We start from the raw sequence: 12,514 nt of genomic DNA on the forward strand, positions 1-12,514 counted from the left end.
CGCCCAAGGAACAGGCCGTCAGACGATGGGAGGCATGCCATGAACCGGCATTACTACATCAGCGACAACCTCGACGAGCTGGAACGGCTCGAAGCCGAACTGGAAGCCAGCGGCATCGCCACCGAGCAGATCCACGTCCTCAGCGAAAAGGACGCGGAGACCGGCCAGCGCCATCTGCACGAAGTCTCTCCGTTCATGAAGAAGGATGTGGTCCGCTCCGGCCGTGTCGGCCTGCTGGTCGGCCTCGCCCTGGCCATCGTCGCCGTGGCCTTCGCCTATGCCAGCGGCTGGACGGAAACCGCCGCCGGCTGGATTCCGGTGATCTTCCTCGGCGCCGTGCTCTGCGCGTTCTGCCTGTGGGAAGGCAGCTTCTTCGGCCTGCAGCGCACCAACCGCGCCTTCCGCCCCTTCGAAGAACGCCTGCACCAGGGGCAGCACCTGTTCTTCGTCGATGTGAAGAACGTCCAGGAGCCGATCCTGGTCAACGTGGTCAGCCACCACCCGCGCCTGCAGGACGCCGGCACCGGCCCCGCGGTCTCTCCGCTGCTGCTGGGCTGGCAGCAACGCTGGCGGCGGTTCCGGCGGATGGTCTGAGCGGCGGGGCCTGCGCACCGCGCAGGTCCTGCGCCGTCCCTCCGGCTGCTAGAATATACGGCTACCCGTCCGCCATCCCGGCCGGCGCGGCCCGTCAGGAAACTCCATGAAACTCGATAAAGCGGCAGCCATCGCACAGCTCAACCAGGCCTTGGGCATGTCCGTGCTGGATGCCGGCAACACCCTGCTCGCCCGCTTCAACAAGAGCAAGAACGTCTGGTGGTTCGATATTCCGCTCAGCCAACTGAAGGCCGGCAAGTTCCTCAACCTGCTGCTGGCGAACCCGGCCGGCGATGCAGTGGAGCACCTGAAGGTGCCCACCGGTTTCCTTCGCCAGCAGCAGGACAGTCTGGAACTGCGCGACAAGAACGCCCGCCGGCCGACCCTCAGCCTGGAGCTGAGCGCGGACCCCGGCAAGCGCCTGCGCGACGTCCGCCCCGGCGGCGCTGGCCTGGACTTCGCCCCGTTCCTCCAGCCCTGAGCGGAAACCTCAGCGCGGCAGTTCGATGCGTTCCGGGTGGATCAGGATCAGGCCTTTCTTGTAGAGACCGCCGATGGCCTTCTTGAAGGTCCCCTTGCTGACCCCGAAGAGCCGGTGGATATCTTCCGGCGAACTCTTGTCGCTGAGCGGCAGGCTGCCGCCGGCCTCCAGCAGCCGGGCGAGAATCTGCTGGCTCAGCTCGACGGCGGCCTCGGCGCCGACCGGCTGCAGGCTCAGGGCGATCTTGCCGTCCGCGCGCAATTCCTTGATGTAGCCCTGTTCGCGCATGCCGCTGCGGAGGAACTTGAACGCCTCGTTCTTGTGGATCAGGCCCCAGTGCTTGCCCTCGATGATCGCCTTGAAGCCCATCTCGGTACGCTCCACCACCAGCAGGTCGACCGCCTGGCCGACGCTGTAGCGCGGCGGCAGGTTATCCAGCTGGCGGTCCAGGCGCGCGGTGGCGGTGATGCGGTTGGTGCGCTTGTCCAGGTAGACGTAGACCACGCAGTAGTCGCCGACCTGCAACGGACGCTTCTCTTCCGAATGCGGCAGCAGCAGGTCCTTGGGCAGGCCCCAGTCGAGGAACAGGCCGATCCGGTTGATCTCCACGACCTTCAGGCTGGCGAAACCGCCGACCTGGACCTTGGGCGTCTGGGTGGTGGCGATCAGGCGGTCGTCGCTGTCCAGGTAGATGAACACGTTGAGCCAGTCGCCCACTTCGCTGGGCTGGTCCTTCGGCACATAGCGCTTGGGCAGGAGGATCTCGCCGTGCTGGGTACCGTCGAGATAGAGCCCGAACTCCGTGTGTTTGACCACCTGCAGTGAATTGAAACGCCCGATGACCGCCATGTTGTCTCCCCCTGTCGAAGGGGCGGCATTCTACCGGGCGCCACGCAGGCGGGCGGAAGTTTTTGCCGGTACGCCGACGCCGCTCATCGCCTTGCCGGCCGTTCGCGCCGAAACATCCTGAACCACGCGGACATTTCCCAAATGCCGACTGTCTACTGGCAGTAAGCACAACGATGTTTCAAAATCGTGAACCCTAAAGACTTTTTTGGAACATCCTTATCAAGGATTCTCGCTGCCGCTCATCAGGAGTTCCTGTGCGTCCACTCAGCCGTTGGCTCTCATCTTGCGGCTCGCTTCTGGCGCTGGCCGCGCTGTTCCTGGTCGTTCCCCTCGCCGGCCGCTACTGGCTCGGCTGGTCGACGCCGTTCGGCTATCTCTCGGACCTGGCCCTCGGCAGCCTGCTGGTGCTGCTCCTGCATCGACGCTCCCTGTGGTTCGCGCTCCCGGTCATGCTGCTCTGGTGCCTGTTCCTGATCGGCAATGCCGAACTGGTCGGCGCGGTCGGGCGCATGCCGGAGCCTTCCGACCTCAAGTACCTGCTGGATCCGCAGTTCGTCAGCAGCTCCACCCAGGGCGGCGGCCTCGCCCACCTGCCACTGGCGCTCGGCCTCGGCGGCGCGACATTGCTTTGCGTGCTGCTCTGGCGCCGCCGCGGTCCGCGCCTGCCGCGCTATGCCTACGCGCTGCCGGCGGCGTTCCTGGCGGCGCATGTCGGCCTGCAATACCTGCGTCCGAGCGATGCCGACCAGTGGCAGCAGTACAACCTGCCGCACAAACTGCTGGCCAGCGCGCTCAGCAGTGGCCAACTGGCGGTCGAAGACTGGCTCGCCGGCGACCGTCCGGACACCCCGCCGGACGTCGCCGGGCTCAACCAGCTCGACCTTTCCGGAACGCCGCTGCTGGCCGGCGGAGGGCGCGCGCGCAACGTCCTGATCGTGGCCATGGAGGGAATCCCCGGCGCGTATATCGCCGCCAACCGCGCCGCCATCAACAGCAGCTACCACGAAGCGCCGATGCCCAGGCTGAGTGGCTGGGCCGAACGGGCGATGACCACCCCGGACTACGTGCTGCACAGCCACCAGACCATCCGCGGCCTCTACGCCATGCTCTGCGGCGACTACAGCAAGCTCGACTCGGGCACGCCGAAGGGCGTCGAGCTGCTCAACAACCCGGCCCGGGCCAGGGAGTGCCTGCCCGCCCAGCTGCGCCAGCACGGTTTCAGCACGCACTTCCTGCAGGGTGCCGGCCTGCGCTTCATGGCCAAGGACAAGGTCATGCCGCAGATGGGCTTCGACAAGACCCTCGGGCGCGACTGGTTCCGCAACAAGTCCTACCTGGAGTTTCCCTGGGGCATGGACGACAAGGCCTTCTTCGAGGGCGCCGCGACCTACGTGAAGCAGCTGCGCCAGCAGAAGAAACCCTGGATGCTGACCCTGCTCACCGTCGGCACCCACCAGCCCTACTCGGCGCCTGCCGACTACCTGGCCCGCTACCCGAACGCCAAGCAGGCCGCGGTGGCCTATCTCGACGACGCGATCGGCGCCTTCCTCGCCGACCTGGAGAAACAGGGCGTGTTGCGCGACACCCTGGTGGTGCTCACTTCCGACGAGTCCCACGGTGTCGACCAGGTGCGCCTCGCCTCGGCCTGGGGCTTCAACCTGGTGCTGGCACCGGAACAGGCGGCGCTGCCGCCGATCAAGAGCGGCGTCTACGGCCACGTCGACCTCGCCGCGTCCGTCCTCGACTATTTCGGCTACCGCGTGCCGGCGGGGATTTCCGGGCGCTCGCTGTTCCGCGACTACGCCAGCGGTCGCGAAATGATGTCCTACACCAACGGCATGCTGCGCCACCACGACGGCAAGGCCACCTTCGTCGAGTGCGATTTCCAGCAGGTCTGCCGGCGCTACCGCAGCGAGGGCTTCATCGCCGACGAAGCCGAGTTCCTCGGTCGCTTTAGCGGACGCCAGGCACGCCTGGTCAGCCAGCGCGCCGCCGTCCTCGACCACTCCGTGCAACAGGCCGGCCAGTTGGGCCAGGAGTTCCAGTTCGCCACCCACGAACGCATCCGCCTGAAGCCGGAAACCCACAACGACTGGACCGACAACCTGATCGGCGCGCAATACCTGGAGATGCCGAAGAACAGCAGGACCACGGTCACCCTGAAGATCCGCGCCTTGCAGATGGACCGCAACGGCGCCCGGGTGACGCTGAAGACCAAGGAGTTCGAACGCGACGTTCCCATACCGGTACCGGACATCCCGCGCCTGCTCAAAGGCAAGCCGCTGGACATGAGCTTCACCTTCGACAACCCGGAAGCGCGCAAGGCCTTCTCCTTCCACTTGCTCGCCGAGGGCCGCGGGATCATCGAGATCAGCGACTTCCACGTGGTCACGGCGGCCAACCCGGAACCCGTGGAAAGCCGCAGCCAGGTCGCCGAAGCGGCGAAGGAACAGCCGCTGCTGAGCACCCTGAAAAGCCTGTTCGCCAACCGCCCCGAAACCGAGGAAGCGGAACGCGCGGACGCCCCTCGGGAGCGCACCGTCATCCCCGAGCAGAAGGCCCTGATCCTTTCGCACTGACCGCGCCGGAGCGGCCCGCCCGGCCGCCGCGCGCTCCCCGCTGAACCCAGCGCCGTCGCGGGCGTCGAAGATTCGCAAGCAACCAGGCGAAACGGAGAACGGCATGAAGCACCTGGCATTCCTCGCCCTCGGCGGACTCCTGCTGGCGCCCCTGGCCGAAGCGGCCAGCTTCGATTGCGAAAAGGCTGAGCGAGCGGACGAAAAGGCCATCTGCGCGAACCGGGCGCTGAACGACAAGGACGTCGAGATGAGCGTCAAGTACCACTTCCTCCGCGGCCTGTTCGCCATGGGCGGCCGCGGCGCCATGCAGGACCGGCAGCAGGACTGGCTGCGTGAGCGCCGGCGCTGCGGTGGCGACACCGACTGCCTCTCCCGTGCCTACGCGCAGCGTATCGACGAGCTGGACAAGCAGTACGCGGGCATCGACAAGCCGCTCTGAAGCTAGCGTCCGCCGACGGCGAACTGCAGTTCCGCCAGGCGCGCATAGAGCGGGTTCTCGGCGATCAGACGGGCGTGGCTACCAATCGCCACCAGCCGCCCCTGGTCGATCACCGCGATGCGGTCGGCGCTCTGCACCGTGGCCAGGCGATGGGCGATCACCAGGGTGGTACGTCCGCTCATCAGGCCTGGCAGGGCCTGCTGGATCAGGTGCTCGCTTTCCGCATCCAGGGCGCTGGTCGCCTCGTCGAGCAGCAACACCGGCGCGTCTACCAGCAACGCCCGGGCGATCGCCAGGCGCTGGCGCTGGCCGCCGGACAGGCCGATGCCGCCCTCGCCCAGGTGGGTGGCGTAGCCCTGCGGCAGACCCAGGATGAACTCGTGGGCATGCGCGGCACGCGCTGCGGCCTCGACCTCGGCGGCGCTGGCATGCGGACGGCCGTAGCGGATGTTTTCCTCGACGCTGCCGAAGAACAGCGCGGGGTTCTGCGACACCAGGGCAAAGCTGCGGCGCAAGTCGGCCGGGTCCAGTTCGACGATCGGCTGTCCGTCCAGCAGCAGCCGCCCCTGCTGCGGATCGAAGAAACGCAGGAGCAGATCGAACAGGGTCGACTTGCCGGCACCGGAAGGTCCGACCAGGGCCAGGGTTTCCCCCGGTTCGACGGCCAGGCTGATGTCGTCGATGGCCCAGTGTTCGGGACGGGTCGGATAGGCGAAGCGCACCGCCTGCAATTCGATCCTCCCGCTCACCCGCGCCGCCAGCTTGCGTGGTTGCGCTGGCGGGCGGATCTCGCTGCGCGCCCTGAGCAGCTCGGCGATGCGCTCTGCGGCGCCGGCGGCGCGCTGCAATTCGCCGATCACCTCGCTGAGGGTGCCGAAGGCCATGCCGACGATCAGGCTGTAGAAGACGAACGCGGCCAGTTCGCCGGCCGAGATGCTGCCGGCGATCACGTCGCGGCCGCCGACCCAGAGCATGATGCCGACTGCGCCGAGCACCAGCACGATCACCACGGTGATCAGCCAGGCACGCTGGGCGATGCGCTTGCGCGCGGTGTCGAAGGCGCGCTCGACGGTGCCGGCGAAGCGCTGGCGATCCTGCGCCTGGTGGTTGTAGGCCTGCACGGTCTTGATCTGACCGAGGGTCTCACCGACGTAGCTGCCGACGTCGGCCACCCGGTCCTGGCTTTCCCGCGACAGGCTGCGCACGCGGCGGCCGAACAGCAGGATTGGGGCGATCACCAGCGGCAACGCCAGCACCACGATGCTGGTCAGCTTGGCGTTGGTGACGAACATCAGCAGCACCCCGCCGACCAGCATCAGGGCATTGCGCAGGGCCATCGACAGCGAGGAACCGATCACCGTCTGCAGCAGCGTAGTGTCGGCGGTCAGGCGCGACTGGATCTCGGAGCTACGGTTGGTTTCGTAGAAACCGGGATGCAACTCGATCAGGTGGTCGAACACGCGCTTGCGGATATCGGCGACGAAGCGCTCGCCGATCCAGGACACCAGGTAGAAGCGCACGAAGGTGCCTACGGCCAGGCCGAGCACCAGCACGAAGAACAGCAGGATGTAGCGATTGAGCAATTCGGGCGAGGCGGTGAGGAACCCCTGGTCCACCAGCAGGCGGATGCCCTGGCCCAGGGACAGGGTGATCGCCGCGGTGAACAGCAACGCCACCAGGGCCCCGAGCATGCGCCAGCGGTAAGGCGCCATGAAGCGCCAGGCCAGGCGCAGGGCGATACGTTGGCGGGAGGAGAGAATGGCTGGCATGCGGCGCTCGCTCGGCGGCTGGGGTTCCGCAGGTTAGCACCGGGAACGCAGCGAGGCGATGCATGCCCCGGCCGGCAGCGCGATGATATCGACGTATATATCCGGGCAACTTAGCCGATAACTAATCGTGAACTTTTCATTATTCTCGATATAGGCGAGTTAGAGCCCCGGAGAACTTTCTCGCTCAATTAGTGCAAACATTGGAATTCATGCCGGGATGCGCGAAGGAGTTATCCACCTGGCGGTATCCTGCGTCGCCCGGGGTCGGCGGGACATCCAGCCGCGGAGACCTCGAGCAGTTCGCCGCCGGCTCGCCAATGCCGCAGCGCCTCGCTCGGGTATTGCCTAACGGACTTTATAGAAAACAGCAGGTTACGTCCGAAATCTGATCGACAATATTCAAGATGAAATAAAACGCCGCTTCGGTTATAATGAACGGCCATATTTAATGCAGAGACAGGTCCCCGGATATGGCCATCATGAAGAAAACCGTCGCGCCGAAAGCCGCCAAGCCGGCTCCCGCGGTCGAAACCCGCGAATCCATCGAAGCGCAGGTCGCCGCCTTCCTCCAGGCCGGCGGCGAGATCCAGAAGATCGCCAAGGGCGTCAGCGGCCAGGTCTACGGCCCGTCGCGGCAGATCACCATCAGCAAGAAGCGCTGATCGCCCGCCCCTCGCCGGGGACTACGAAGGGGATGGCAGGCCGGCACGCAGATGTGCCACGCTCCATCCCCTTTTTCATTGCCTGAATCCCGAGCCCTTCATGCCTGGCCATCCCGATCCACTGCACGGCGTCACCCTGGAAAAACTGCTCACCGAACTGGTCGCCCACCACGGCTGGGCGGAGCTTGGCAAACGGGTCGACATTCGTTGTTTCAGGAACGACCCGAGCATCAAGTCCAGCCTCGCCTTCCTGCGCAAGACGCCCTGGGCCCGGGAAAAGGTCGAGGCGCTCTACGTCCAGCTCAAACGCAACCAAGGCTGAAGGCTAGCGCGCCAACCCCAGGCGCAGCAATTGCCCGTCCTTCTGGTCGGTGAGCAGGTAGAGATAGCCGTCCGGGCCCTGCCGCACGTCGCGGATGCGCACCCCGAGATCGCCCAGCAGGCGCTCTTCGTGGACGACCCGGTCGCCATCCAGTTGCAGGCGGATCAGTTCCTGCGTCGCCAGCGCGCCGATGAACAGGTTGTGCTGCCAGGCCGGGAAGCGCTGCGCATCGTAGAACGCCATGCCGCTGATCGCCGGCGACTTCTCCCAGACATGGTGCGGCGCCTCGGTACCGTCGACGGCCTTGCCCCTGGCTTCGGGGATCGGCAGCAGGGTGTAGTTGATTCCATGGGTCGCCAGCGGCCAGCCGTAGTTCCCGCCGGCCTGGGGTATGTTGATCTCGTCGCCGCCGCGCGGGCCGTGCTCGTGGGTCCAGAGCCGGCCGGTCCAGGGATTCAACGCGGCGCCCTGCTGGTTGCGGTGGCCATAGCTCCAGATCTCCGGCCGCGCGTCGGCACGGCCGACGAAGGGATTGTCCTTGGGAACGCCGCCGTCCGGATACAGGCGGACGATCTTGCCCTGCAACTTGTCCAGGTCCTGCGAGGTGCTGCGCTGGTTGTTCTCGCCGAGGGCGATGAACAGGTGGCCCTTGCCGTCGAAGACCAGGCGCGAGCCGAAGTGATGGCCGCTGGAAAGCTTCGGCAACTGCCGGAAGATCACGTGGAAACCCTCCAGCCGTCGCTTGTCCGCCGATAACCGGCCGCGTCCCGCCGCCGTTCCGGCGCGGCCGTCCTCGCCGGCCTCGGCATAGGTCAGGTAGACCAGCCGGTCCTCGGCGAACCCCGGCGACAAGGCGACGTCGAGCAGGCCCCCCTGGCCGCTGGCGAAGACCCTGGGTACGCCTTCCAGCGGCGCCGACAACTGTCCCTCGGGACTGACGAAACGCAAGCTGCCGGGCCGCTCGGTGACCAACATGCCCTGGTTGTCCGGCAGGAAGGCGACGGCCCAGGGATAGGCCAGACCGCCAACCACCGGGGTGACCTCGACGGCGCCCAGCTCGCTGTCGTGGCGACCGGCGTCCACCGCCTCGGCCGACGGGGCGAGCAGCGCGGCGGCGCTCAGCAGGATGGCATTCAAAGACAGGCCCGGCATGCGTTCTCTCCTTCCCCAAGCGAAAAACACCACTCTAGTCGCAGATCCGCCGCGCCTAGCGGTCCGCACACGGGCTGTAACAAACCCGCCCCTCAAAGCAAGGCGACCATTTCCTTGAGGGTCACCGCCCAGGTGCCCTTGGCATTGATATAGCGATAGCCGAACCGGGAACCGTGCGCCTCGCTGGTGATCACCGCGTTCCAGGCCTGCCCGCGCGGCAGGTCGTGGGCCGGGTCGAGGAGCAGGAAGGCGCGCTCGCTCATGCCGATGGCCAGGCCCCAATGGCGGATATCGCTGCCCTTGCGGCCGTGGAAACCGAGCACTACCGGAAAGCCGGCCTCCAGGTATTCGCGGGTGTGCCGGACCAACCTGCGCCCCTCGCCCTTGAGGGCGAAATGCTCGGTATCGTTGATCTCGGCCAGCAGCTCCAGCAGGTCGACGCCGGTGGTGCCGACGCGCAGCAGCGGGCCGTGCTGGTCCAGCGCCTTCATCAGGCGCCCGTAGCGACTGCGACTGTCGACCCGCTCCAGGCCCTTGGCCTGGCGCCGGCGCAGTTGGCCGCGGACCAGCATCGCCATGACCAGACAGTAGGGCCCGCAGGCGCCGTCCATGTCGCCCTGGCGCAGATGGACCTTGTCGCCATTGGCGTTGCACAGGCCGCCGCTGCCATCCTCGTCCAGGTCCCATTCCAGGCCATCGATCAGGCGTGACTGCATGAGGGTCTCCTCTCCGGTTCCTTAAGTTGGGACCGAGCGGGCGCCGAATCATTCCTCGGCGCCCATCGCCACAACGAGTAAACTGGCGGTCTTTCATTCCAGTAGCCTCGCCATGACCGACCCGATCCGCCTGTCCAAACGCCTCGCCGAACTCACCGCCTGCTCGCGCCGCGAAGCCGAGCTGTACATCGAGGGCGGCTGGGTCAGCGTCGACGGCGAAGTGATCGAGGAGCCACAGTTCAAGGTGCTCGACCAGCGCGTGGAGCTGCTGCCGGGCGCCCGCGCGGAAACGATCGAACCGGCCACCCTGCTGTTGCACAAGCCGGCCGGCTGGCGCCACGACGATTTCGAAGGCCTGCTCGCTGCGGGGCGGCGCTGGAGCGATGACCCCAGTCCCTTGCGAGCGCTGAAAAAACACTTCGCCCGCCAGCGTCCCACCCTGGCGCTGGACAGCGAGGCTTCCGGGCTGGTGGTGTTCAGCCAGCAGCACGGCGTACTGCGCAAGCTGGTGGACGACGGTGCACGGCTGGAGCAGGAATACCTGGTCGAGGTCGCCGGCGACCTGGCCGCCGGCGGCCTCGAGCGCCTGCGCCACGGCCTCGCCTACCAGGGCCGCAGGCTATCGCCGTGCAAGGTCAGTTGGCAGAACGAAAGCCACCTGCGCTTCGCCCTCAAAGACGTGCTGCCCGGCCAGTTGCGCTTCATGTGCGAAAGCGAGGGGCTGGAAGTGCGGAGCATCCGCCGCCTGCGCATCGGCGCGCTGCCGCTGGCCAGGCTACCGCTCGGCGAATGGCGCTACCTCGGCCTCCACGAACGCTTCTGAGCGCTCATTCGAGGCCACGCAGGGCGCGCCCCGGCGACTGCCCGCAGACCCGCCGGTACATGGCGATGAACGCGCTGTCGCTGGCGTAGCCCAGGGCGTGGGCGACCTCGGTCACCGAGCGGCCTTCGGCCAGGCGCCTCCGCGCTTCGAACAAGCGCGCCTGGGTTCGCCAGCGGGAGAAACCCAGGCCGGTCTGCTCGGTGAACAGACGCGCCAGGGTCCGCCCGCTGGCGCCGACCTCACGTCCCCACGCCTCGATGCTCCAGTCCAGCGCGGGTTGCGCCAGCAGCGCCTCGGCCACCTTCAGCGCCCGCGCATCGCGCGGCATCGGCAGGCTCGCGGCGTGTGCCGGCGCGCTCGCCAGTTCATCGAACAGTGCGCGCAACAGCGTCAGGTGCGGCCCTTCCAATTGCAAGTCGGCTGCCCAGCCGGTCATGCGCAGAATCAGTTCGCGCATTAGCGGCCCGACCTCGAGGACCTGGACGCTGTCCGGCAGCTCGGCGAACGCCGAGGGTTCGAAGTACAGGCTACGGTAGGCGAAGCGCCCGTGAAGGACCGTGCGATGCGGCACGCCGGCCGGCAGCCAGGCGGCCTGGAGCGACGTCAATTGGCAAATGCGCTCGGCGAAATACAGCGTGACGCTACCGGCCGCCATGTACAGCAACTGCGCGCGCCGGTGGCAATGCCAGTCGCTGCGGTGGCCGGTGCTGTCGACCTCGAGGCCGACCACCGGGCAGCGGGCGAGATCGGGATCCTCGACCCGTTCGTAGGGATAGCGCGGCACCTTGTCCTCTTCGCGATGTTTTCCGTCCTGACCGCAGCATTCTGCCAGGCGCAGGCGGCCTAGGCTTGGCTCTTTTTTCCGGAGCCATCATGCCTGACCGTCCTCGCCCTCCCCTGCTGCTGGTGCTCGCCCTGCTAGCCCTGCCGCAAGTCGCCGAAACCATCCTTTCCCCCGCGCTGCCGGCCCTGGCCAGCCACTGGCGACTGGACGACGCTACCAGCCAGTGGACCATGGCGCTGTTCTTCGTCGGTTTCGCCCCCGGCATCTGGCTCTGGGGCTGGCTGGCCGACCGCCTCGGCCGGCGCCCGGCTCTGCTCGGCGGGCTCGGCCTGGCGGCCCTGGCGACCTTCGGTGCCTGGGCCAGTACCGACTATTCCTACCTGCTTGCCTGTCGCCTGGTCCAGGGCCTCGGCCTGGCGACCTGCTCGGTGACGGTGCAGGCCAGCCTGCGCGATGTGCTGCAAGGCCCGGCGTTGATGAGCTATTTCGTCACGCTCGGCGCGGTGCTGGCCTGGTCGCCGGCAGTCGGCCCCCTCGGCGGCCAGTGGCTGGCCGACCTCGGCGGGCACCCGGCGGTGTTCGCCACCCTGGCGGTGCTGCTCGCCTCGCTGGCGGCGCTGGTCGTCCCGGCCTGGCCGGAAACCCGTCCGCTGCTGGCGGGCACGCCCGAGCCCGCGACCCTGGCGATCTTCCGACGGGTCCTGGCCGACCGACCGCTACAGACGCGCGCACTGCTGGTGGCGGTGCTCAATGTACTGGTGTTCTCCTTCTACGCCGCCGGGCCGTTCATGGTCGGCGACCTGCCCGGCCTGGGCTTCGGCTGGATCGGCCTGGCCATCGCCCTTGCCGGGAGCCTCGGCGCCTTGCTCAACCGACGCCTGCCGCACACCTGGAACAGCGCTCGCCGGGTACGCCTGGGCCTGGCGCTGGCAGCCGCCGGCGCGACAGCGCAGACGCTGTTGGCCGCCGGCGGATACGCCGAAGGCCTGTCCTGGGCCCTGCCGGCCCTGCCGATCTTCGTAGGCTTCGGCGTGGCGATTCCCAACCTGCTGGGTCCGGCGCTGTACGCCTACGACGATTGCCGGGGACGCGCCGGAGCCCTGTTCGGGCTCGCCTACTACCTGCTGATCGGCCTCGGACTGGGCGCGTCCACCCTGCTACCGTTCGACCGTCCCTGGCCGCTGGCGGCGTACTGGAGCCTGCTGGGCCTGGTCGCACTGCTGCTGGCCAGGCGGCTGCCGGAATGAAAGCGGCGCCAGGTACGCCCGTGCAAACCGGACGACCGGCCCGGAAAGCCGGATAGGGCGGCCGTCGCGACGCTGCTATGCTGTGATGGCACAGCGC

At 67.4% G+C, this 12,514-nt stretch carries 13 protein-coding genes; 8 read left to right on the forward strand and 5 right to left on the reverse strand.

The genetic code is table 11. The features are described 5' to 3' along the window. Window positions 1-39 precede the first annotated feature (39 nt). Window positions 40-594, forward strand: coding sequence for a magnesium transporter (locus tag HMPREF2581_RS04010; protein ID WP_016254128.1), 555 nt, complete (start codon window positions 40-42; stop codon window positions 592-594). A 106-nt stretch (window positions 595-700) separates the two neighbouring features. Further along, on the forward strand, window positions 701-1,075 hold the full coding sequence (locus HMPREF2581_RS04015; protein WP_003082252.1) for a hypothetical protein: 375 nt from the start codon (window positions 701-703) through the stop codon (window positions 1,073-1,075). A 9-nt stretch (window positions 1,076-1,084) separates the two neighbouring features. On the opposite strand, the gene HMPREF2581_RS04020 is transcribed toward HMPREF2581_RS04015, so the two are convergent. Further along, window positions 1,085-1,924, reverse strand: a complete 840-nt coding sequence (locus HMPREF2581_RS04020; RefSeq protein ID WP_003082250.1) for a CvfB family protein — start codon at window positions 1,922-1,924, stop codon at window positions 1,085-1,087. Window positions 1,925-2,178: 254 nt separating this feature from the next. On the opposite strand from HMPREF2581_RS04020, the gene HMPREF2581_RS04025 reads away from it, so the two are divergent. Together HMPREF2581_RS04025 and HMPREF2581_RS04030 are read left to right on the forward strand one after the other, a co-directional pair. Next, window positions 2,179-4,503, forward strand: coding sequence for an LTA synthase family protein (locus tag HMPREF2581_RS04025; protein ID WP_003140575.1), 2,325 nt, complete (start codon window positions 2,179-2,181; stop codon window positions 4,501-4,503). A 103-nt stretch (window positions 4,504-4,606) separates the two neighbouring features. Then, a complete protein-coding gene (locus tag HMPREF2581_RS04030) occupies window positions 4,607-4,942 on the forward strand; it encodes a lysozyme inhibitor LprI family protein (RefSeq protein WP_003086480.1) in 336 nt (111 codons plus the stop codon). A gap of 2 nt (window positions 4,943-4,944) precedes the next feature. Here the strand turns inward: HMPREF2581_RS04030 and hcuC are convergent, their stop codons facing one another. Beyond that, window positions 4,945-6,711 (reverse strand): hydrophobic compound transporter HcuC, encoded by a 1,767-nt coding sequence (gene hcuC / locus HMPREF2581_RS04035; protein ID WP_003086478.1) that lies wholly within the window; start codon window positions 6,709-6,711, stop codon window positions 4,945-4,947. 470 nt (window positions 6,712-7,181) lie between these two features. Here hcuC and HMPREF2581_RS04040 point away from each other — a divergent pair, with 470 nt between their 5' ends. After that, window positions 7,182-7,373: a hypothetical protein gene (locus HMPREF2581_RS04040; protein ID WP_003109112.1), complete on the forward strand. Its 192-nt coding sequence runs from the start codon at window positions 7,182-7,184 to the stop codon at window positions 7,371-7,373. Window positions 7,374-7,473: 100 nt separating this feature from the next. Beyond that, window positions 7,474-7,695: a VF530 family protein gene (locus HMPREF2581_RS04045; RefSeq protein ID WP_003082243.1), complete on the forward strand. Its 222-nt coding sequence runs from the start codon at window positions 7,474-7,476 to the stop codon at window positions 7,693-7,695. A gap of 3 nt (window positions 7,696-7,698) precedes the next feature. Here the strand turns inward: HMPREF2581_RS04045 and hcuB are convergent, their stop codons facing one another. Beyond that, window positions 7,699-8,847 (reverse strand): hydrophobic compound transporter HcuB, encoded by a 1,149-nt coding sequence (gene hcuB / locus HMPREF2581_RS04050; RefSeq protein ID WP_003140579.1) that lies wholly within the window; start codon window positions 8,845-8,847, stop codon window positions 7,699-7,701. Between the two features lie 92 nt (window positions 8,848-8,939). Then, a complete protein-coding gene (gene hcuA / locus HMPREF2581_RS04055; RefSeq protein WP_003086467.1) occupies window positions 8,940-9,563 on the reverse strand; it encodes a hydrophobic compound transporter HcuA in 624 nt (207 codons plus the stop codon). A 112-nt stretch (window positions 9,564-9,675) separates the two neighbouring features. On the opposite strand from hcuA, the gene HMPREF2581_RS04060 reads away from it, so the two are divergent. Then, on the forward strand, window positions 9,676-10,386 hold the full coding sequence (locus tag HMPREF2581_RS04060; RefSeq protein ID WP_003140581.1) for an rRNA pseudouridine synthase: 711 nt from the start codon (window positions 9,676-9,678) through the stop codon (window positions 10,384-10,386). Between the two features lie 4 nt (window positions 10,387-10,390). Here the strand turns inward: HMPREF2581_RS04060 and HMPREF2581_RS04065 are convergent, their stop codons facing one another. After that, on the reverse strand, window positions 10,391-11,170 hold the full coding sequence (locus HMPREF2581_RS04065; protein WP_003140583.1) for an AraC family transcriptional regulator: 780 nt from the start codon (window positions 11,168-11,170) through the stop codon (window positions 10,391-10,393). 89 nt (window positions 11,171-11,259) lie between these two features. Between HMPREF2581_RS04065 and HMPREF2581_RS04070 the strand changes: the two genes are divergently transcribed. Beyond that, window positions 11,260-12,417 (forward strand): multidrug effflux MFS transporter, encoded by a 1,158-nt coding sequence (locus tag HMPREF2581_RS04070; protein WP_003140585.1) that lies wholly within the window; start codon window positions 11,260-11,262, stop codon window positions 12,415-12,417. Window positions 12,418-12,514 lie beyond the last annotated feature (97 nt).

The sequence above is a fragment of the Pseudomonas sp. HMSC057H01 genome, assembly GCF_001836405.1.
In the GTDB taxonomy this organism is placed as follows: domain Bacteria; phylum Pseudomonadota; class Gammaproteobacteria; order Pseudomonadales; family Pseudomonadaceae; genus Pseudomonas; species Pseudomonas aeruginosa.

Coding starts and splice junctions, on each gene's coding strand:
- HMPREF2581_RS04020 (WP_003082250.1), bottom strand. CDS start 1,924: ATGGCGGTCATCGGGCGTTTCAATTCACTGCAGGTGGTCAAACACACG.
- hcuC (WP_003086478.1), bottom strand. CDS start 6,711: ATGCCAGCCATTCTCTCCTCCCGCCAACGTATCGCCCTGCGCCTGGCC.
- HMPREF2581_RS04045 (WP_003082243.1), top strand. CDS start 7,474: ATGCCTGGCCATCCCGATCCACTGCACGGCGTCACCCTGGAAAAACTG.
- HMPREF2581_RS04040 (WP_003109112.1), top strand. CDS start 7,182: ATGGCCATCATGAAGAAAACCGTCGCGCCGAAAGCCGCCAAGCCGGCT.
- HMPREF2581_RS04015 (WP_003082252.1), top strand. CDS start 701: ATGAAACTCGATAAAGCGGCAGCCATCGCACAGCTCAACCAGGCCTTG.
- hcuB (WP_003140579.1), bottom strand. CDS start 8,847: ATGCCGGGCCTGTCTTTGAATGCCATCCTGCTGAGCGCCGCCGCGCTG.
- HMPREF2581_RS04030 (WP_003086480.1), top strand. CDS start 4,607: ATGAAGCACCTGGCATTCCTCGCCCTCGGCGGACTCCTGCTGGCGCCC.
- HMPREF2581_RS04010 (WP_016254128.1), top strand. CDS start 40: ATGAACCGGCATTACTACATCAGCGACAACCTCGACGAGCTGGAACGG.
- HMPREF2581_RS04060 (WP_003140581.1), top strand. CDS start 9,676: ATGACCGACCCGATCCGCCTGTCCAAACGCCTCGCCGAACTCACCGCC.
- HMPREF2581_RS04070 (WP_003140585.1), top strand. CDS start 11,260: ATGCCTGACCGTCCTCGCCCTCCCCTGCTGCTGGTGCTCGCCCTGCTA.
- hcuA (WP_003086467.1), bottom strand. CDS start 9,563: ATGCAGTCACGCCTGATCGATGGCCTGGAATGGGACCTGGACGAGGAT.